Raw genomic sequence first — 18291 nt, forward strand, 5'->3', positions numbered from 1 at the left:
CGCTACGGCCGCGAGGGCGTCACCGCCGGTGGCGCGTCGCCCGCCGCCGTGCCCCACGACGAGGGCTCGGTGCCCACCGCGAAGTCGAGCCGCCGGCCCTCGCGCAGGTCGTCCGTCGTCAGGTACGTGCGGTCCCACGCCTTGCCGTCGAGCCGCACGGACCGCGTGTACCTCTGGTCCGCCGACGTGCCCGGCGCCGTGACCGTGAAGCGGCCCGCCGGGTAGTAGCGCTTGTCCAGCGTGAGATCGACCCGGTCGAAGACCGGCGTCGACAGGCTCCAGGTGTCGGTCCCCGGCTGCACCGGGTACACGCCGATCGCCGAGAGCACCATCCAGGCCGACATCGTGCCGAGGTCGTCGTTGCCTGTCATGCCGGTCGGGGTGTCGGTGAACAGGGTCAGCGCCGCGTGCACGACATCGGTGGTCTTCCACGGCTGCCCCGTGGACAGGTACGTGTACGGGGCGATGAGGTCGGGCTCGTTCTGCGGGTTGTACTTGTCCGCGTTGTAGTAGTCGTACGGGCCGTTGACCCACACCTCGCGGGCCGTCTTCGCCGGGTCGGCCACGAGCTGGTCGTAGGCGAAGAAGGAGTCGAGGCGCTGCCGCGCCGCGTCCTGGCCGCCGATCAGGCCGATCACGCCCGGCAGGTCCTGCGGCACCATCCACTGGTACTGCCACGCCGTGCCCTCGTGGAAGCCCTCGCTCTGCGCGGGGTCGGCGGGCCCGGCGAAGGCGCCCGAGGCGTCGCGGGAGCGGAAGAAGCCGGTCGAGGGGTCGAAGATCTTCCGGTAGTTCTGGGCGCGTTCCGCGTAGCGGCGCGCGTCCGCGTCGTGCCCGAGGTCCTTCGCCATCCGGCTCAGCATGGCGTCGGACAGGGCGTATTCGAGCGTCGCGGAACCGCCGTGGTCGAAGTCCGAGTCACCTGGCTTGGCGTGCGGGCGGCCCTTGATGTACGGCGCGTAACCGTCCTTCAGGTACTGGGCGTTGGCCTCGCGGCCGACCGCCGGGGAGTCCGCGGGCGGCACCCCGTCCGCGTTCTTCCGCAGCGCCCGGTACGCCTCCTCCTCGTGGCCCTTGAGCAGTCCCTGCTGGTAGGCGTTGGTGAGGAACGGGGTGACCGGGTCACCCGTCATGATGTTCGTCTCGACCGTCCCGTACCCCCACTTGGGCAGCCAGCCGCTCTCCTTGTCGACGCGCAGCACCGACAGCGCCATGTCCCGCGCCTCGTGCGGGGCGAGCAGCGAGAGGAGCTGGGTCTGCGTGCGGTACGTGTCCCACAGCGACCAGTTCTGGTAGTACGTGAAGCCCTTGGCGCGGTGCTTCTTCTGGTCCCAGCCGGTGTAGCGGCCGTCCACGTCGGCGCCGAGGTTCGGGGCGAGGAAGGACCGGTAGAGCGAGGAGTAGAAGGTGCGGCGCAGCGTCTCGTCACCGCCCTGCGCCGCGACCGTGCCGAGCCGCTTCTCCCACGTCGCGTCCGCCGCGCGGCGCGCCCGGTCGAAGGAAGTCCCGCCCTCCGCCCTGAGGTTGCGGGCCGCGCCCGCCGCGTCGACGTAGGACAGGGCGGTCGTCGCCTCGACCGTGCGGTCCTTGCGGGTGTCGAAGCGCACGTAGGCGCCGTTGCCGCCCTCCTTCGCGGCCGAGGACTTCGCACCGGCCGTCACCTTGCCGTCCGCCCACGTGCCGTACGAGGCGAAGGGCCGGTCGAAGCGCGTGATCGTGTAGACGGTGTACGGCACGGTGTCCTGGCAGAAGCCCCGGCCGGTGATGGCGGTGCGGACCGTGCGGGAGTCGAGGACCTCGACCTTCGTCGAGACCGTCCGGTGCAGCGACTGACCGGCGTTGAGCAGGACGTTCGCCTTGTCCGTCGCCGGGAAGGTGTACCGCTGCTTCCCGGTCCGCTCGGTCGCGGTGGCCTCCGCCCGCACGCCGTACGTCTTGAGGCCGACCCGGTAGTACCCGGGGTGGGCCTCCTCGTCGTCGTGGCTGTACGCGGAGGCGTACTTCGCGTCGTCCGTCTCGGTGATGTCCCCCGTCGTGGGGAGGACGGGCAGATCGCCGCCGAGCCCGCAGCCGACGCCCGAGATGTGGGTCAGGCTCAGGCCCTTGATGTGGTCCTGCTGGTAGTCGTAGCCGGTCGTGTGACCGGTGTCCGGGGAGAGCTGCACCATGCCGAAGGGCACCGCCGCTCCGGGGTAGGTGTTCCCCTCGTTCGAGGTGCCGATGAAGGGATTGACCAGGTCGGTGAGGTGGTCCCGCCCCGGCGCGTGCCCGGTGACCGCCTGCGCGGAGGGCGCGAGCAGCACACCGCCCACGAGCGTTCCGGCGAGCAGCGCGACCGCGCCCCGCCTGCGGAATCGATGAGGCCATGACATGTGGGGGATGCCCTCCAGCCGCTGAGACAACGTTGTCAGCGGGTCATTCTTCGACGGGGCGGGGAGGGGGTCAAGAGGGCGGGCCGAAGCGCGAGTTGCCGGTATGTGCCCGCCCCCTGTCCGGCGGTGTCGGGGGGCGACCCCCTACCCGGGTACCGGCCGGGGCGCCCGCCCGCTACCCCGGTACCACCCGCGACGTGGCTCCCCGGTGTGATGCCCGGCCGTACGCCGTCTTCCTACCTTCCCTCCCGTCAGGACGGACGACAGGGAGGGAGACGGGGGAATGCGAGACCTCGGGGCGGGACATTTCAGGGCGGGACCGGTTGGAGCGGCTGAGGCGGCTGAGGCGGTCGGGGCGGTTGACGCGGTCGGGGCGGGGGGTTCCGGGGCGGGACGTTTCGGCGCGCGGCGCTTCCGGACCGCGCTGGCACGCGCCCTACTGACCACCCTGCTCGCCCTCTCGCTCGTCGGGGGCGCGGCGGGCTGGGCCTCGGCGAGCGGGGAGGCCGTGGCGGGCGGTCCGCCTCCCGGCACGGCGGCCTGGCGGGCGGACGACTCCTTCGGCGCGAGGCTGCCCGACCCCGTCACCGCGAGCCCCGCCGAGGTCGCCGCCTTCTTCGCCGGGCTCAGCGGCCCGCAGCGGCACCGGCTCGTCGCCGCGCACCCGGGCGTCGTCGGCAATCTCGACGGCGTCCCCGTGGCCCTCCGGTACGAGGCCAACGCGGCGGCCGGTCCGCACGTGCTGGCGTACGACCCGCGCGGGCGCGGGCTCGTCGCGCGGGTCGTGGGCGACCTGGACACGGCCACGCACGTGGCGGTCGTCGTCCCGGGCTCGGACATCGACCTCGCGTCCTCCGCCCGCCTCACGCGGTGGGCCACCGACCTCCGGGAGGCGGCGGGCGAGGACACGGCCGTCATCGCCTGGGCCGGGTACACGACGCCCGACGGCATCGGCGTCGACCTCGCGACGGGCCGGCTCGCCGAGGCGGGCGCGAAGCGGCTGACCCGGTTCACCGAGGGCCTGGACGCGGCCGGGCTCCCCGCCCCCGCCCTCTTCTGCCACAGCTACGGCTCCGTCGTCTGCGGCCTCGCCGCCTCGCGCACCGACGCCCGCGACCTCGTCGTCATGGGCTCGCCCGGCATGCGCGCCGACAACGTCGCGGCGCTCCGCACCGGGGCGCACGTCTGGGCCGCGGAGTCCCCGCACGACTGGATCACGCACGTCCCGCACACCGAGTTCCTGGGCCTCGGCCACGGCCCCGGCCCCACCTCACCCGGCTTCGGCGCCACCGTACTGCCCGCCACCGACGTCCCGGCCCACGACGCCTACTTCACCCCCGGCACCTCCACGCTCACCGCGTTCGGCGCCATCGCGGGAGGTGAGCTGCGATGAGGACGACGACCGGCTTCACGCGGCTGGCGGCCCGGCTCGACGCGCGCACCCCGCCCCACCGCGACCGGGCGCTCGACGGCCTGCGCGCGCTCGCGCTCCTCGCCGTCCCCACCGGTCACTGGCTCCTCGGCGGGCTCACGCGCGACAGCGGCGGCGGGCTGCACAACGCGAGCCCGCTCGCGACGTTCGGCGGCCTGGCCCCGGCGAGCTGGGTGCTCCAGATGCTGGGCATCTTCTTCCTGGTCGGCGGCCACGCCTCGTACCTCTCCTACCGGCGCCGCACGGGCTCCGCGCGGCAGTGGACCGCGGGCCGCGTCAAGCGCCTCGGCCGCCCGCTCCTCGGCGTCACCGCGGTGTGGGCGCTGCTGCTCCCGCTCCTCCACTACGGCCTCGGCGTCCCGGCCGACACCCTGCACACCGCCGCGACCCTGGTCGTGCAGCCCCTGTGGTTCGTCGGCGTCTACGCGGTCGTCACGGCCCTCACGCCGTACTGCGTCCGCGCCTCCGAGCGGCTCGGCGCGTGGGCCGCGCTGCCGTTGCTCGGCTCCGTCGCCGTCGTCGACCTCCTGCGGTACGGGCCGTACGCGGACGCGATGCCCTCGTGGCTGAGCCTGCTGAACCTGCTCCCCGGCTGGATGTTCGCCTACCAGCTCGGCGTCTCCTGGGGGGACGGGCGCCTCGGGCGGCGCGGGGGGTGGCTGCTCCTCGGGGGCGGCACGGCGCTCTTCGCCACGCTCCTGCTCGTCCTCCACTACCCGGTGTCGATGGTGGGGGTGCCCGGCGAGGCCCGGACCAACTCGCACCCGCCGTCCCTGCTCGTCCTCGCGCTCGCCGCCGCCCAGTGCGGCGCGGCGATCCTGCTGCGCGAGCGGCTCGCGCGCCTGCTGCGGCGGCCCGCGCTGTGGGCCCCCGTGGTGCTCGTCAACCTGTCGGCGATGACGCTCCTGTGCTGGCACCAGTCGGCGATGCTCGCCGCCGCGATCCCCGGCTCCTTCCTCGGCGCGCTCCCGGGGCTGACCACCGCGCCGGACACGGTCGGCTGGGTGCTCGCGCGCCTCGCGTGGATGCCGCTCTTCGCGGGGCTGCTCGTGGTGATCACGAAGTACGCGAGGCCGCTGGAGGAGCCGTGGAAGCGGACCGGGGCGGTGCGCGCGGTGGCGGTGGGGGTGCTGGCGGCGGGGTTCGGGTACTTCGCGCTGGCCGCGTGAGGGATCGTGGGGAGTCGTGCGGCGCGGGGAGATCGGGGAGGTGGCGGCGGCGTGAGCCGGGTCGTGAGGGCGGTGTGCGGGGCGGCGCGGCGTCGGCCGGCGGCGCGCGGAATGACGGTGCGTGGGACGGCGATGTGCGAGGTGGCGATGTGTGGGACGGCGATGTGTGAGGTGGCGATGCGTGGGGTGGCGTTGTGTGGGGTGGCCGGATTCCGCGCGTCCGCGGACACCGTCGCGTCGCGCGTTAGAGGGTGGAGCGCATGACCTCGGAGAAGGGGCCCACGACCTCGGAGAACGGGCCCGCGAACTCGGCGAAGGAGTACCGCGCGCTGTTCGCGGGGGCGCGGAGCCCGTGGACGCGGTTGCTGCCGTGGGGCGTGGCGCTCGTACTCGCCGTCGTCCTGCTGCCCGTCCAGCTCAACCTGCTCGTCTCGGACTACCGGCTCGACGGCGGACTCGCGAGCGCGCTCGCCATCGCGCAGGCCGCGCCGCTGCTCCTCGCCGTCGTCCGCCCGCTGACCGCCTGGTACGTGATCTTCGCGGTGGACGTCATGGGGGCGCTCGTTCTGCTCTCCACCGATCTCGGGAAGCCGCTGCTGTGGCCGTTCCCCGCCCCCGTGATCGTCGGGTACCTCGGGCTCTGCCTCGCCCTCGGCCTGCGCGAGAGCCGCCGGACGCTCCTGGGCGTGTGGCTCGCGACGGCGGGCGCGACCGCCGTCCTGGAGTTCCTGCGGCCCGACGACGCGCACGCCAACGGCATCGTCCTCGCGGTGCTCAGCGGTGTCGCGCTCGTCCTCGCCGCCGCGCTCAAGGAGCGGTACGAGGTCAACCGCCGCCTCGTCGCGCAGGAGGCGATCAGCGAGGCCGAGCGCGACCGGCGCACACTGCTGGAGGAACGGACGCGCATCGCACGGGAGTTGCACGACGTCGTGGCGCACCACATGTCCGTCATCACGGTGCAGGCGGACACCGCCGCCTACCGTCTCGCCGACGTACCGCCCGACGTGCGCGAGGAGTTCACGTCCATCGCGGCGACCGCGCGCGCCTCGCTGAGCGAGATGCGCCGGCTGCTCGGCGTACTGCGCAACGAGGAGACGCGCGGCGAACTCGCGCCGCAGCCGGGCCTCGCGCAGATCGGGCGGCTCGTGGAGGCGACGGCGCGGGCGGGGATTCCCGTGGAGTACGCCCCCTGCGAGGCCGGGGTCCCCGAGGCGGTGGGGCTCTCGGCGTACCGGATCGTCCAGGAGGCGCTCGCGAACGTCGTCCGGCACGCGCCCGGCGCCCCCGCCCGTGTCGCGCTCTCCTCCGACGGCGCCTCGCTCACCGTCCTCGTCGTCAACGAGCCGCCGCCCGAGCCGCCCGGCGGACCGCTGGAGACGAGCGGGACCGGGCACGGTCTCGTCGGAATGCGCGAGCGCGTACGGCTCGTGGGCGGCACCCTGGACACCGGCCCGCTGCCGGACGGCGGCTACCGGGTGGCCGCCCGGCTCCCCCTGACCGAAAGGGACCGCACGTGACGACGCGCGTCATCATCGTCGACGACCAAGCCATGGTGCGCGCGGGCTTCGCCGCGCTGCTCGCCGCCCAGAGCGACATCGACGTGGTCGGCGAGGCCCCCGACGGCGCCCAGGGCGTCGAGCTGAGCCGCCGCACCCACCCCGACGTCGTGCTCATGGACGTACGGATGCCCGAGATGGACGGCCTGGAGGCCGCGCGCCGCCTCCTCGCGCCGCCGCCCGGCGTGACGCACCGGCCGCGCGTCCTGATGCTCACGACCTTCGACGTCGACGACTACGTGTACGAGGCGCTGCGGGCCGGGGCGAGCGGCTTCCTCCTGAAGGACGCGCCGCCCGCCGACCTCATCGCCGCCGTACGGGTCGTGGCGGCGGGCGACGCCCTGCTCGCGCCCTCCGTGACGCGCCGCCTCATCGCCGACTTCGCCCGGCAGCGCCCCGCCCCCGGGAAGCCCGCGCTGCGCCTCAAGGCGCTGACCGAGCGCGAGACCGAGGTCCTCACCCTCGTGGCGCGCGGCCGGTCCAACGCCGAGATCGCCGAGAGCCTGGTCCTCGCCGAGCAGACGGTGAAGACGCACGTGAGCCGCGTCCTCACGAAGCTCGGCCTGCGCGACCGGGCCCAGGCGGTGGTCTTCGCGTACGAGTCGGGGCTGGTGGCGCCGGGGGAGGTGTAGGGGCGCGGGGCGGGAGGCGCAGGGGGCGCGGGGCCGGGACGGCAGGGGCGCGGGGCGGGGGCGGGCCCAGCGTCAGGACGACGGTCGGCCCGAGAGTCCCAGCGCCCTCGCGACCCCCACCGCCCCCGGCAGTTCCCCCTCGCGCCCCGGGTCCGCCGCGAACGCGCGGACGACGTAGGCGGCGAAGCGGGCCGACGCCGCGGGCGGGACCGGGGCGGGGCCGCCGTGGATGCCCTTGTTGGCGAGGAGCATCAGGAGGAGGTCGTCGAGGACGAAGTCGGCGCGCAGCCTCCCCGCCGCCTGGGCCCGCCGGGCCAGGCCGGCCATCGCGCGCAGGTCCTCGGCGCGGCCCCGCGCCGCCGCCGCGATGTCCGGGCCCGTCAGGTGCGAGAGGAACAGCTCGGTCAGGCCCCGGTCCCGCGCGTGCAGCGCGCACAGGCCCTCGATCACCGCGCACAGCCCCCGCCACGGGTCCGGGTCGGCGGCCCCCGCCGCCACGATCTCGCGGCACGCGCGCAACGGCTCGGCGAACGCCTCGGCGAGCAGCGCCTGCTTCGTCGCGAAGTGCCGGTAGAGCGTCGCGGGCCCCACCCCGGCCCGCCGCGCGACCTCGCGCAGCGGCACGTCCACGCCCTCGGCACGGAAGAGGTCCCGGGCGGCGGCGAGAACCCGCTCCCGGTTCTCGCGCGCGTCGGCGCGTCCGGCCTGTTCGGCCCGTCCGGCCCGTCCGGCCTGTTCGGCCCGTCCGGCCCGTCCGGCCTGTCCGGCCTGTTCGGCCCGTCCGCTCCGAGAGAGATCGTCGGTCACGCTCTCACTTTAGCCAACCGGACGGGGGCGTCCGTTACGGTCCGGGAGAGACCCCGACGCCGAAGGAGCGCACCCGTGAAAGCCATCGTGATCAGGAGTTTCGGCGAGCCCGAGGGCCTGGAGACGGTCGACCTCCCCACCCCTCGCCCGGCGGCGGGCCAGGTCCTCGTCGCGACGGAGGCGATCGGCGTCGGCGGCGTGGACGTCCTCATCCGCCGGGGCGCGCTCGCCGCGTACGGCTTCGCGCCCGGCTTCGTCCCGGGCGGCGAGTCCGCCGGTACGGTCACCGAGACCGGCCCCGGGGTCGACCCGGCCTGGCGCGGGCGCCGCGTGTGGGCGGCGAGCGGGGCGGGCGGGAGCTACGCCGAGTACGTCCTCGCCCCCGCGGACCAGCTCGTGCCCCTCCCACCGGACCTGACCCCCGCCGCCGCCGTCACGCTCGGCAGCGCCGGGGCGGTCGCGCACTTCGGGCTCGACCGCGCGCGGCTCGCGGCGGGGGAGCGCGTGCTGGTGCGCGGCGCCTCGGGCTCGCTCGGCATCGCCGCCGTACAGCTCGCCGCCCGCGCGGGCGCCGTCGTCACGGCGACCGCGTCGGCCCCGGACCGCGCGGCCCGCCTCCGCGCGCTCGGCGCCGCGGAGACGACCGGTCGCACGCCGACGCCCGGCGCGGCCCCGTACGACGTGATCCTGGACGTCGTCTCGGGCCCCGACCTCCCCGCCTTCCTCGGCCTCCTCGCCCCGAACGGCCGCCTGGTGAGCGTCGGGGCGGTCGGTGGTCAGCCGCCCGAGGACTTCGGCACGCACCTGATGACGGCCTTCCAGAAGTCGCTGACCTTCGCCACGCTGAGCCTCGCGACGATCGCCCCGGAAGCCCTGCGCACGCTACGGACCACCCACTTCGCGGCGGCGGCCCGGGGCGACCTCGCCACGGTCGTCCACGCGACCCTGCCCCTGACCGAGGCAGCAGCGGCACACGCGGAAATGGACACGGGAAACGTATTCGGCCGCCTGGTACTGACACCCGGCAACTGAGCAGCGCCCCCGAGCAATCCAGCGGCGGCGCGACCAATCCAGCGCCCGCCCGACCAATCCAGCGGCGCCCGACCAATCCAGCGCCCGCCCGACCAATTCAGCGCCGGCCCGAACAATCCAGCCCCTCCGGCGTTTGAGGAGCGGGGGCCCGGGGGCGGAGCCCCCGAAGAGGCCACCCCCGCCGGACGGCGACCCACCCCCGCCCCCACCGCGCGCTTCGCTACCGTCTCCCTATGCCCCGCACCCCCCTCCCCGCCGAGGCCCCCACCCCCCACGCCCCCGCCCTCTTCTCGCGGGAGTTCGCCGCCGACCCCTACCCCTCCTACGCCTGGCTGCGCGAGCACGAGCCCGTCGCCTGGACCCGGCTGCCGAGCGGTGTCGAGGCGTGGCTCGTGACGCGGTACGAGGACGCGCGGCGGGCGCTCGCCGAGCCCCGGCTCTCGAAGAACCCCGCGCACCACGCGGAGGGCGCCGGGGCGCGGGGGAAGACCGGTATCCCGGGGGAGCGCAAGGCCGAGCTGATGACGCACCTGCTCAACATCGACCCGCCCGACCACACCCGGCTGCGCCGCCTCGTCTCGAAGGCGTTCACACCGCGCCGCGTCGCGGCCTTCGCGCCGCGCGTCGCCGAGCTGACGGACCACCTCATCGACGGCTTCGCCGCGCGCGGCAGCGCGGACCTCATCCACGAGTTCGCCTTCCCGCTCCCCATCTACGCGATCTGCGACCTCCTCGGCGTCCCGCGCGAGGACCAGGACGACTTCCGCGACTGGGCGGGCATGATGATCCGGCACGGACAGGGCCCGCGCGGGGGCGTGGGCCGCGCCGTCGGCAAGATGCGCGGCTACCTCGCCGAACTCATCCACAGGAAACGCCGCGACCTCGGCGACGACCTCATCTCGGCGCTCATCCAGGCCGCCGACGACGGCGAGCACCTCACCGAGAACGAGGCCGCCGCCATGGCCTTCATCCTTCTCTTCGCGGGTTTCGAGACGACCGTCAACCTGATCGGGAACGGTACGTTCGCGCTCCTCCAGCACCCCGGTCAGCGCGCCTCGCTCCACGACGCCCTGGCGGGCCCCGACCACGGCGACGCCCTCCTCACCACCGGCATCGAGGAACTCCTCCGCTTCGACGGCCCCGTCGAACTCGCCACCTGGCGCTACGCCACCGAGTCCTTCGACCTCGCGGGCCGGCAGATCCGCTCCGGCGACCCCGTCCTCGTCGTCCTCGCCGCCGCCGACCGCGACCCCGCCCGCTTCCCCGGCCCCGCCACGCTCGACCTCGCCCGCCGCGACAACCAGCACCTCGGCTACGGCCACGGCATCCACTACTGCCTCGGCGCCCCGCTCGCCCGCCTGGAGGGGAAGACCGCGCTCGCCCGCCTCTTCACGCGCCTCCCCGACCTCGCGCTCGACGCGGACCCCGGACAACTGCGCTGGCGCGGCGGCCTCATCATGCGCGGCCTACGCACCCTTCCCGTCCGTTTCACACCCTCTGGACAGGGATGTGAGCAGTCGTGAACTGAACGCGCGTCAATAATGTGATGTTCGCGTGATCAGTGCTGCATCGACTTGTGACGAGCGTTCGAATCCCGCTACGTTCACGTCCGGATCATCTGTCCCACCAGCTGACCCCTCAGCTGCTTGCGAAAGGCACCGCATGCTCTCCGGGAACGGTCGCCACCGACGCCCCCGCCAGGCCCCGGCCCTTGTCATCGCGGCAGGGGTCACCGGCTCCGCCATCGCCATCCCCCTCCTCGGCGCGGGGACCGCGAGCGCCGACCAGGGTCCCTGGGACCGCCTCGTGGAGTGCGAGACCGGCGGCGACTGGGCGGCCGACAACGGCAACGACTACTACGGCGGCCTCCAGCTCTCCGACGAGGAGTGGGAGGCCAACGGCGGTCTCGACCTCGCGCCCCGTGCCGACATGGCGACGCCCGCCCAGCAGATACAGGTGGGTCAGCGCATCCTCGCGACCCAGGGCCCCTCCGCCTGGCCCGGCTGCGCCCTGAGCGCCGGGCTCACCGCCGAGGACGGCTCGACGGCCTCGACGCCCGCACCGCAGGACACGCCGAGCGCCACGGAGACGGGCAAGGCGCAGACGGACAAGCAGGACAAGAAGGAGAAGAAGGGCAAGGAGGCGGACGCTTCCTCCTCGTCCTCGGCGAGCGCCGACCCCTCCGCCTCGAAGACGCCCGACGCCGACGCCTCCGGCGAGGCCCCCTCCGCCGACGCCTCCGCGAGCCCCTCCGGCAAGGACAAGGACGGCGCCACGGGCAAGGACGGCGCCGCGGGGCAGAGCCGCGGCAAGCACGCGAAGCCCGACTCCTCCGCCTCGTCCTCCGAGACCGCGGACGCCACCGGCTCCGCCTCGCCCTCCGAGTCGACCACCGTCCCCGGCGGCGACCCCTCCGGCGAGACGTCCGCCACGTCGGGCGACGACCGCGACTCCGGTGCCGACCGCTCCGCCCCCGGCGGGCGTCACGCGGCCACGGACACGGAGGGTCAGAAGGGTGCGGACGGGGCGGACAAGACGGACGCGTACAAGGTGCGCGAAGGGGACAATCTCTGGAGCATCGCCGAGGCGCACGAGCTCGCCGACGGCTGGACCGGGCTCTACGAGCAGAACAAGAAGATCATCGGGACTGACCCGGACCTCATTCTTCCTGGCCAGAGCCTGGATCTTGGTGCGGATTCAGGGCGATAACCGGACAAGCGGTTGACCGTGTCTGTCCGTTATTGTCCGGTAGGGGTCGAGTGAGACATGAGTCTCAACCGCCCTGATCGTCTTTGAAGTTCCGCTGATTTGTTGCTTAACGTCGTGCTCGCTTCCCCACCGGGAGGCCCCGACGGTCGTCACGCCGAATCCTGCCGGCGCCCGTTTCGGGACAGTCGTCGCGTCACGCGCCGAAGGCAGGAGCGGGGGAACCAAGGTTTGCGTCCCAGCCGGCGCCCGGGAGACCGGGCGCCGGTCCGGGGCTAGGGGTGAAGCCGGGCGGCAGCCGCCGTCCGGCCGGGCAACTCACAGGCCCGAACCCGACAGCTCACCTCGTAGGCGTCGGTGAGGAGACCCTCCATGCTGTTTTCCGGCAAGGCCAAGCACCGTCGCCGTCGTACCACCCGAATCGTCGCGTTCGCCGGTGTCACCGGTGCCGCGATCGCCGTCCCGCTGATGGCGACCGGCAGCGCCTCCGCCGCCTCGACCTCCACCTGGGACGCTGTCGCCCAGTGCGAGTCCGGCGGCAACTGGTCCATCAACACGGGCAACGGCTACTACGGTGGCCTCCAGTTCAGCCAGTCCTCCTGGGCCGCCGCCGGCGGCACCCAGTACGCCTCGCGCGCCGACCTGGCCACCAAGGACCAGCAGATCGCCACCGCCGAGCGCCTCCTCGACATGCAGGGCCCGGGTGCCTGGTCCTGCGCCGGCGCCGGCAACCTCAGCAACGACGGCGTCGACCCGGGCGTCAACCCCAGCGGTGGCGGTCAGCAGTCGCAGCCGCAGGAGCGTTCCTCCAGCGACCAGAGCGCCTCGCGCAGCCAGGAGCGCCAGGCCCCGCAGCAGCAGCACACCACCCCGAAGTCGACCACCGGCACGGTCAAGACCGACACCGGCATCACCGTCCCGAAGGGCGACGGCGAATACAAGGTCGTCAAGGGCGACAGCCTCAGCGAGATCGCCCAGAAGCACCACGTCTCCGGCGGCTGGAACAAGCTCTTCGAGCTGAACAAGGACATCGTCAAGGACGCCGACCTCATCTACCCGGGCCAGCAGCTCCACCTCAGCTGACCCCACCGGGGACCCTCGTCCCCCACGCAGGACCGCCCCGCCCCGTCGCGTTCTCCCCCGTACGCGACGGGGCGGGGCTTTTCCGCGCCCCCCGTTCCACCCGTACGCGGCAGGACGGACTTTCCGCACCGCACCGCGCCGCCCCCGCACCGCACCGCGCCGCCCCCGCACCGCACCGCGCCGCCCCGCCGCGCCCCATTCCGCCCCCGCCCCGGCAGGCCGCCCCCGCTCCGTTCCGCCCCGCGCCGGGCCCCCGCCCCCGCGGCCCGCCCACGCCCCGTATCCCCTCACCCGCGCGCACCCCCGCTCACCAGCGCGGCTCACCTGTCACCCCCTCGGCTCAGATGCCCCGATCGGCCCCGTTCCGCCCACCCGATTCGCCCCATTCACCGGCTCTGTCCCACGGATTGCGGCCGAGTCCCGGGCGTAGGCCGGTACCGGCCCCCGGGCCGGTTAGGCTCATGCAGCGGAAGACCCCGCAAGGGCCCCCGCAGACCTGCTCCACATCCCAGAAGGAGATGCTCGTGCCGTCCATCGACGTCGTCGTAGCCCGGGAAATCCTGGACTCCCGAGGCAACCCCACGGTCGAGGTCGAGGTCGGCCTCGACGACGGCAGCACCGGCCGTGCTGCCGTGCCCTCCGGTGCGTCCACCGGTGCCTTCGAAGCCATCGAGCTGCGTGACGGTGACGCCAACCGTTACCAGGGCAAGGGCGTCGAGAAGGCCGTCCTCGCCGTCATCGAGCAGATCGGCCCGGAGCTCGTCGGCTACGACGCGACCGAGCAGCGCCTGATCGACCAGGCGATGTCCGACCTCGACGCCACGCCCGACAAGTCCTCGCTCGGCGCCAACGCCATCCTCGGCGTCTCGCTCGCCGTCGCGCACGCCGCCTCCGAGGCGAGCGACCTCCCGCTCTTCCGCTACCTCGGCGGCCCCAACGCGCACCTGCTCCCGGTGCCGATGATGAACATCCTCAACGGCGGTTCGCACGCGGACTCCAACGTGGACATCCAGGAGTTCATGATCGCGCCGATCGGCGCCGAGTCGTTCTCCGAGGCCGTCCGCTGGGGCGCCGAGGTCTACCACACGCTGAAGAAGGTGCTGAAGGAGCGCGGCCTGTCCACCGGGCTCGGCGACGAGGGCGGCTTCGCGCCGAACCTCGACTCCAACCGCGCCGCGCTCGACCTCATCGTCGAGGCGATCAAGGAGGCCGGTTATGTGCCGGGCCGCGATGTCGCGCTCGCGCTCGACTGCGCCGCCTCCGAGTTCTACAAGGACGGCAAGTACCGCTTCGAGGGCCAGGACCGCACGGCCGCCGAGATGACCTCGTACTACGAGGAGCTGGTCGGCGCCTACCCGCTCGTCTCCATCGAGGACCCGCTCTTCGAGGACGACTGGGAGGGCTGGGCGACCGTCACCGAGCGCCTCGGCGACAAGGTCCAGCTCGTCGGCGACGACCTCTTCGTCACCAACCCCGAGCGCCTCCAGCGCGGCATCGACGAGAAGTCCGCGAACGCCCTCCTCGTCAAGGTCAACCAGATCGGCTCGCTCACCGAGACGCTGGACGCCGTCGAGCTGGCCCAGCGCAACGGCTTCAAGTGCATGATGTCCCACCGCTCCGGCGAGACCGAGGACGTCACGATCGCCGACCTCGCCGTCGCCACCAACTGCGGCCAGATCAAGAGCGGCGCCCCGGCCCGCTCCGAGCGCGTCGCCAAGTACAACCAGCTGCTCCGCATCGAGGAGATCCTCGACGACGCGGCGGTGTACGCGGGCCGCTCGGCCTTCCCGCGCTTCAAGGGCTGACCCGCCCCCGGCCCGTACGCGCCGAGGCACCCCGCCGCGTACGCGGTGCTGAGCCTCCGCACGCCCCCGCACCCGGTCCCGTACCGTGTGCGGGGGCGTACGCGTGTGTGCCGTACGCCTGTGCGCACGGCGCGCGAGACCCGCACGAGGGGGGAGATCCGTCATGGCACGGAAGAACGACGGCGAGCGCTTCTCGACCGCGACCCGTCTGCGCGTCCTCGGCGAGCAGACGGCGGCCCGCGTCTACCGCTCCCAGTCCCGCCGCCAGGCCCACCGTTCCCGCCTCACCGGGCGCGCCGCGATCCTCGTCCTCGTGCTGTGCGCGCTGATCGTCGCCCTCGCGTACCCGATGCGGCAGTACATCGCCCAGCGCGACGAGATCGCCGAGCTGCAGCGCGAGCTGAGCACCCACCAGGACGACGTGGAGCGGCTGCGCGACGAGAAGGCCCGCTGGCAGGACCCCGCCTTCGCCCGCCAGCGCATCCGCGAGCGCCTGCACTACGTCCTCCCCGGCGAGACCGGCTACACCGCCCTCGTCCCGGGCGCCGCGAGCGCGGGCCCCGAGCCGGAGGACGCGGCGGCCACCCGCCCCTGGTACACCAACGTCCTCGGCGGCATCGACGAGGCCGACCGCGCGGCGGCCCTGCGCTGAACCGGGCGGCGGCCCTGGGCTGAGCCGGGTGGGGGGCGGGCTCCGCGCCCGTACGGGGATACTGGAAGCCCGTACCCGCGTACGTACGCACGCGGCCGTACGCACCCGACCCCGCGCCCCCGATCGAGAGCCCCGCATGCACACGCCCCCGCCGACCACCGCGCCCACCGAGCCCACCGAGGCCGATGTCGAGGTCTTCAGGCTCCAGCTCGGCCGGCCGCCGCGCGGACTGCGCTCGATCGCGCACCGCTGCCCCTGCGGGGAGCCCGACGTCGTCGAGACCGCCCCGCGCCTGCCCGACGGCACCCCCTTCCCGACGCTCTACTACCTGACGTGCCCGCGCGCCGCCTCGGCGATCGGCACGCTGGAGGCGAACGGCGTCATGAAGGAGATGACCGAGCGCCTGGCCCGTGACCCGGAACTCGCCGCCGCCTACCGCGCCGCGCACGAGGACTACATCGAGCGCCGCGACGCGATCGAGGAGCTGACCGGCTTCCCGAGCGCGGGCGGGATGCCGGATCGGGTCAAGTGCCTGCACGTCCTCGTCGCGCACTCGCTCGCGGCGGGCCCCGGCGTCAACCCGCTCGGGGACGAGGCGCTCGCGATGCTGCCGGAGTGGTGGCGGAAGAAGCCGTGCTCGGACCTGGGCAAGGCGACCGACGATTCCGTGGAGGACACGAAGTGACCCGCGTGGCAGCCGTGGACTGCGGCACCAACTCGATCCGCCTGCTCATCGCGGACGTGGACCCGGCGACGGGTTCGCTCACGGACCTCGACCGCCGCATGGAGATCGTCCGCCTCGGCCAGGGCGTGGACCGCACGGGCCGCCTGGCCCCCGAGGCGCTGGAGCGCACCTTCGCGGCCTGCCGCCAGTACGCCGGGGCGATCGCGGCGCACGAGGTCCCGGCCGGGAACATCCGCTTCGTCGCGACCTCGGCCTCCCGGGACGCCTCGAACCGCGAGGACTTCGTGCACGGGGTACGGGACATCCTCGGCGTCGAGCCCGAGGTGATCACGGGCGCCGAGGAGGCCCGCCTCTCCTTCACGGGCGCGACCCGCGAACTGGGTGAGGACACGTACCTGGTCGTGGACATCGGCGGCGGCTCGACGGAGTTCGTCCTCGGCACCACGTCCCCCCGCGCCTCGCGCTCGGTCGACATCGGCTGCGTCCGCATGACGGAGCGCCACCTGACGACGGACGACGGCACCCTCCTGGACCCGCCCCCGGCGGACCGGGTGGCGGCGATCGAGAAGGACGTGGAAGCGGCCCTGGACGAGGCGGAGTCGGAGGTCCCCCTCACGGAGGCGTCGACGCTGGTCGGCCTGGCGGGCACGGTGACGACGCTGGCGGGAACGGCCCTGGACCTCCCGGCCTACGACTCGTCCGCCATCCACCACAGCACCCTGACCCGCTCCGAGGTGGACACCCTGACCACCCGCCTCCTCACCAGCACCCACGCCACCCGCGCCGCGATCCCGGTCATGCACCCCGGCCGCGTCGACGTGATCACCTCGGGCGCCCTGATCCTCCGCGCGATCATGCGGCGGACGGGGGCGCAGCAGCTGGTCGTGAGCGAACACGACATTTTGGACGGAATCGCTTGGAGCGTGACGGGGGAGTAGGGGGCTTCCGCCGGGGGAAGCCATCGCGCGTGCGCAGCGACGGCGATCAGTACAACGAGTTCAGTGGCGAGGGGCACGGGCCCGTCTTCCAGTTCCGCAACTGGTACGGCGACTACCGGCCCCTCGTCGTTTCTCCGAGGCCCACCGAGGACGCGCGAGCCGTGGCGGCCCGTCAGATGCGGCAGGCTCGCGCTCGACGCAGGTTTCTGTGGCTGACGGTCTGCAGGGTTGCGATGTTCTCCCTTCTTCCCCTCGGTCTTCTCGTCCTCTTCGTGCTTCCGCTGATGGACGGCCTCTCGGGTGGACTCCTCAGGATGCCGCCGCCCGACGATGCCGTCCCGCTGCGGCTTGCCGCCTACGTCGTGGGCTGGATGCTCCTCGCGCTGCCCGTCACCGCCGCACGAACTCGCGCGCGTCACGAAGCGGAGCATGGAACGACACTGCCCTGGCGCCAAGCACTCACCCGCGCCGAAAGGCGTGACTGACTCAACCGGCGCCCCTCACCACCGCAAGCACCTCCGCCATCCCCACCGTCGCCGCGCCCTCGGCGAGTACGGCCCGTGCCTCCCGCGCCGGCGCGCGATCGGCGTCCTCCTCGCAGGCAGGGCACTCCTCGGCGTCCGCGGGTTCGTCGTGCTGTTGCACGCGCGGAGCGTATGCGAACCGTTCCCTCACCACCGCCGCGCCGCCTTCTCCGGCAGGAAGTACTCCCGCACCCGGTGCTCGGCCCACAGCCGGGCCACCTCGGTGGGCTCGGCGGCGGAGGCGTAGCCGGGGCAGACGCGGCAGCCCTCGCCGTGCGGGGGCGGTACGTCGTCGGGGTGGTCGTCCACGAGGTGCGCGGCGAGCGCGAGTTGAGCCCGTACGGCCCCGTCCCCGACCCGCGCCTCCCGCAGCACCCCCGCGTACAGCAGCAGGCACGACGTACACCCCCACATGAACGGCGGCGGCACGAGCGTCACCGCACGACCTCCGCCCACACGGCCTTCCCGAACGGCGTGTCGTACGCGCCCCACCGGCCGGGACACAACGCGTCGAGCAGGAAGAGCCCGCGTCCGCGCTGCCGTTCCTCGGACTCGGCCCGCCGGCGCGGACGGCGCCGGACCGGATCGCGGACCTCGACCCGCGTACCGGCCTCGCCGGCCCGCACGGTCACGGCGAAGAAGTCCCCGGGCTCGGTCCCGTACCGGATCGCGTTGGTCACGAGCTCGGAGGTCACGAGTACCACGTCGTCCAAGTGCGTGTCGGTGGCGCCCGGATCGAGCAATTGGGCCTCCCTGCGCACGTGTTCCCGGGCGAGGCGCGCCGCCTGCGGTTCGCCGGGCAGTACGAGGAGTTCCGAGGCGTCCTCTACGAGACGCCGAGCCGTGTCCATACGGGACCCTCTCAACGGGAAGTGCCGTGCGCGACAAGCGACATGGA

18 protein-coding genes and 1 riboswitch are annotated in these 18291 nt (G+C 73.7%); of the genes, 13 read left to right on the forward strand and 5 right to left on the reverse strand.

What is annotated here, in order from left to right; genetic code table 11:
* Positions 1-2: 2 nt before the first annotated feature.
* Positions 3-2372, reverse strand: a complete 2370-nt coding sequence (locus STTU_RS19175) for a GH92 family glycosyl hydrolase (RefSeq protein ID WP_007825873.1) — start codon at positions 2370-2372, stop codon at positions 3-5.
* Positions 2373-2655: 283 nt separating this feature from the next.
* Between STTU_RS19175 and STTU_RS19180 the strand changes: the two genes are divergently transcribed.
* The 4 genes from STTU_RS19180 to STTU_RS19195 all read left to right on the forward strand — a co-directional run bounded on the left by STTU_RS19180 (position 2656) and on the right by STTU_RS19195 (position 7161).
* Positions 2656-3765: an alpha/beta hydrolase gene (locus STTU_RS19180; protein WP_007825874.1), complete on the forward strand. Its 1110-nt coding sequence runs from the start codon at positions 2656-2658 to the stop codon at positions 3763-3765.
* The gene (locus tag STTU_RS19185) at positions 3762-4973 is read left to right on the forward strand and encodes an acyltransferase family protein (RefSeq protein ID WP_043255709.1); all 1212 of its coding nucleotides are present in this window, start codon (positions 3762-3764) and stop codon (positions 4971-4973) included. The genes STTU_RS19180 and STTU_RS19185 overlap by 4 nt, the downstream gene beginning before the upstream one ends.
* A gap of 260 nt (positions 4974-5233) precedes the next feature.
* Positions 5234-6490 carry a sensor histidine kinase gene (locus tag STTU_RS19190; protein WP_043255711.1) on the forward strand — a complete coding sequence of 419 codons (1257 nt, stop codon included), beginning with the start codon at positions 5234-5236 and terminating at the stop codon, positions 6488-6490.
* The gene (locus STTU_RS19195; protein ID WP_010276817.1) at positions 6487-7161 is read left to right on the forward strand and encodes a response regulator; all 675 of its coding nucleotides are present in this window, start codon (positions 6487-6489) and stop codon (positions 7159-7161) included. The genes STTU_RS19190 and STTU_RS19195 overlap by 4 nt, the downstream gene beginning before the upstream one ends.
* A 72-nt stretch (positions 7162-7233) precedes the next feature.
* Here STTU_RS19195 and STTU_RS19200 read toward each other — a convergent pair whose 3' ends face one another.
* Positions 7234-7968, reverse strand: a complete 735-nt coding sequence (locus tag STTU_RS19200) for a TetR/AcrR family transcriptional regulator (protein ID WP_007825879.1) — start codon at positions 7966-7968, stop codon at positions 7234-7236.
* 75 nt (positions 7969-8043) lie between these two features.
* Here STTU_RS19200 and STTU_RS19205 point away from each other — a divergent pair, with 75 nt between their 5' ends.
* The 9 genes from STTU_RS19205 (at position 8044) to STTU_RS19245 (ending at position 17354) form a co-directional block, all read left to right on the forward strand.
* The gene (locus STTU_RS19205) at positions 8044-9000 is read left to right on the forward strand and encodes a quinone oxidoreductase family protein (RefSeq protein WP_043255713.1); all 957 of its coding nucleotides are present in this window, start codon (positions 8044-8046) and stop codon (positions 8998-9000) included.
* 233 nt (positions 9001-9233) lie between these two features.
* Positions 9234-10523, forward strand: coding sequence for a cytochrome P450 family protein (locus STTU_RS19210; protein WP_007825884.1), 1290 nt, complete (start codon positions 9234-9236; stop codon positions 10521-10523).
* Positions 10524-10662: 139 nt separating this feature from the next.
* Entirely contained in the window at positions 10663-11709 is a 1047-nt protein-coding gene (locus STTU_RS35925; RefSeq protein WP_007825885.1) for a LysM peptidoglycan-binding domain-containing protein, read from the forward strand.
* A gap of 188 nt (positions 11710-11897) precedes the next feature.
* Positions 11898-12075: riboswitch (cyclic di-AMP (ydaO/yuaA leader) on the forward strand.
* Between the two features lie 3 nt (positions 12076-12078).
* Complete coding sequence (locus STTU_RS19220) at positions 12079-12789, forward strand: transglycosylase family protein (protein ID WP_007825893.1); 711 nt, start codon at positions 12079-12081, stop codon at positions 12787-12789.
* A 518-nt stretch (positions 12790-13307) separates the two neighbouring features.
* The gene (gene eno, locus STTU_RS19225; protein ID WP_009066343.1) at positions 13308-14594 is read left to right on the forward strand and encodes a phosphopyruvate hydratase; all 1287 of its coding nucleotides are present in this window, start codon (positions 13308-13310) and stop codon (positions 14592-14594) included.
* A gap of 163 nt (positions 14595-14757) precedes the next feature.
* Positions 14758-15246, forward strand: a complete 489-nt coding sequence (locus STTU_RS19230) for an FtsB family cell division protein (protein ID WP_007825900.1) — start codon at positions 14758-14760, stop codon at positions 15244-15246.
* A 136-nt stretch (positions 15247-15382) separates the two neighbouring features.
* Entirely contained in the window at positions 15383-15931 is a 549-nt protein-coding gene (locus tag STTU_RS19235; RefSeq protein WP_043255715.1) for a DUF501 domain-containing protein, read from the forward strand.
* Complete coding sequence (locus STTU_RS19240; protein WP_043255717.1) at positions 15928-16869, forward strand: Ppx/GppA phosphatase family protein; 942 nt, start codon at positions 15928-15930, stop codon at positions 16867-16869. Before STTU_RS19235 ends, STTU_RS19240 begins: the two co-directional genes overlap by 4 nt.
* Positions 16870-16898: 29 nt before the next feature.
* Positions 16899-17354 carry a hypothetical protein gene (locus STTU_RS19245; protein ID WP_007825902.1) on the forward strand — a complete coding sequence of 152 codons (456 nt, stop codon included), beginning with the start codon at positions 16899-16901 and terminating at the stop codon, positions 17352-17354.
* A gap of 1 nt (position 17355) precedes the next feature.
* Here STTU_RS19245 and STTU_RS19250 read toward each other — a convergent pair whose 3' ends face one another.
* Genes STTU_RS19250 through STTU_RS19260 form a run of 3 tightly spaced genes read right to left on the reverse strand, consistent with a single transcriptional unit; the run spans position 17356 to position 18244 of the window.
* Positions 17356-17514: a hypothetical protein gene (locus STTU_RS19250; RefSeq protein ID WP_007825903.1), complete on the reverse strand. Its 159-nt coding sequence runs from the start codon at positions 17512-17514 to the stop codon at positions 17356-17358.
* Positions 17515-17540: 26 nt separating this feature from the next.
* Positions 17541-17831 carry a hypothetical protein gene (locus STTU_RS19255; RefSeq protein WP_234019270.1) on the reverse strand — a complete coding sequence of 97 codons (291 nt, stop codon included), beginning with the start codon at positions 17829-17831 and terminating at the stop codon, positions 17541-17543.
* Entirely contained in the window at positions 17828-18244 is a 417-nt protein-coding gene (locus STTU_RS19260) for an ATP-binding protein (RefSeq protein ID WP_007825906.1), read from the reverse strand. The genes STTU_RS19255 and STTU_RS19260 overlap by 4 nt, the downstream gene beginning before the upstream one ends.
* Between the last annotated feature and the right edge of the window lie 47 nt (positions 18245-18291).

It is taken from the genome of Streptomyces sp. Tu6071 (genome assembly GCF_000213055.1).
Lineage (GTDB): Bacteria > Actinomycetota > Actinomycetes > Streptomycetales > Streptomycetaceae > Streptomyces > Streptomyces evansiae.

Bases quoted from the DNA above. Each gene is read 5' to 3' on its own strand.
- STTU_RS35925 (WP_007825885.1), top strand. From the start codon at position 10,663: ATGCTCTCCGGGAACGGTCGCCACCGACGCCCCCGCCAGGCCCCGGCC.
- STTU_RS19180 (WP_007825874.1), top strand. From the start codon at position 2,656: ATGCGAGACCTCGGGGCGGGACATTTCAGGGCGGGACCGGTTGGAGCG.
- STTU_RS19175 (WP_007825873.1), bottom strand. From the start codon at position 2,372: ATGTCATGGCCTCATCGATTCCGCAGGCGGGGCGCGGTCGCGCTGCTC.
- STTU_RS19235 (WP_043255715.1), top strand. From the start codon at position 15,383: ATGCACACGCCCCCGCCGACCACCGCGCCCACCGAGCCCACCGAGGCC.
- STTU_RS19260 (WP_007825906.1), bottom strand. From the start codon at position 18,244: ATGGACACGGCTCGGCGTCTCGTAGAGGACGCCTCGGAACTCCTCGTA.
- STTU_RS19185 (WP_043255709.1), top strand. From the start codon at position 3,762: ATGAGGACGACGACCGGCTTCACGCGGCTGGCGGCCCGGCTCGACGCG.
- STTU_RS19220 (WP_007825893.1), top strand. From the start codon at position 12,079: ATGCTGTTTTCCGGCAAGGCCAAGCACCGTCGCCGTCGTACCACCCGA.
- STTU_RS19230 (WP_007825900.1), top strand. From the start codon at position 14,758: ATGGCACGGAAGAACGACGGCGAGCGCTTCTCGACCGCGACCCGTCTG.
- STTU_RS19190 (WP_043255711.1), top strand. From the start codon at position 5,234: ATGACCTCGGAGAAGGGGCCCACGACCTCGGAGAACGGGCCCGCGAAC.
- eno (WP_009066343.1), top strand. From the start codon at position 13,308: ATGCTCGTGCCGTCCATCGACGTCGTCGTAGCCCGGGAAATCCTGGAC.
- STTU_RS19210 (WP_007825884.1), top strand. From the start codon at position 9,234: ATGCCCCGCACCCCCCTCCCCGCCGAGGCCCCCACCCCCCACGCCCCC.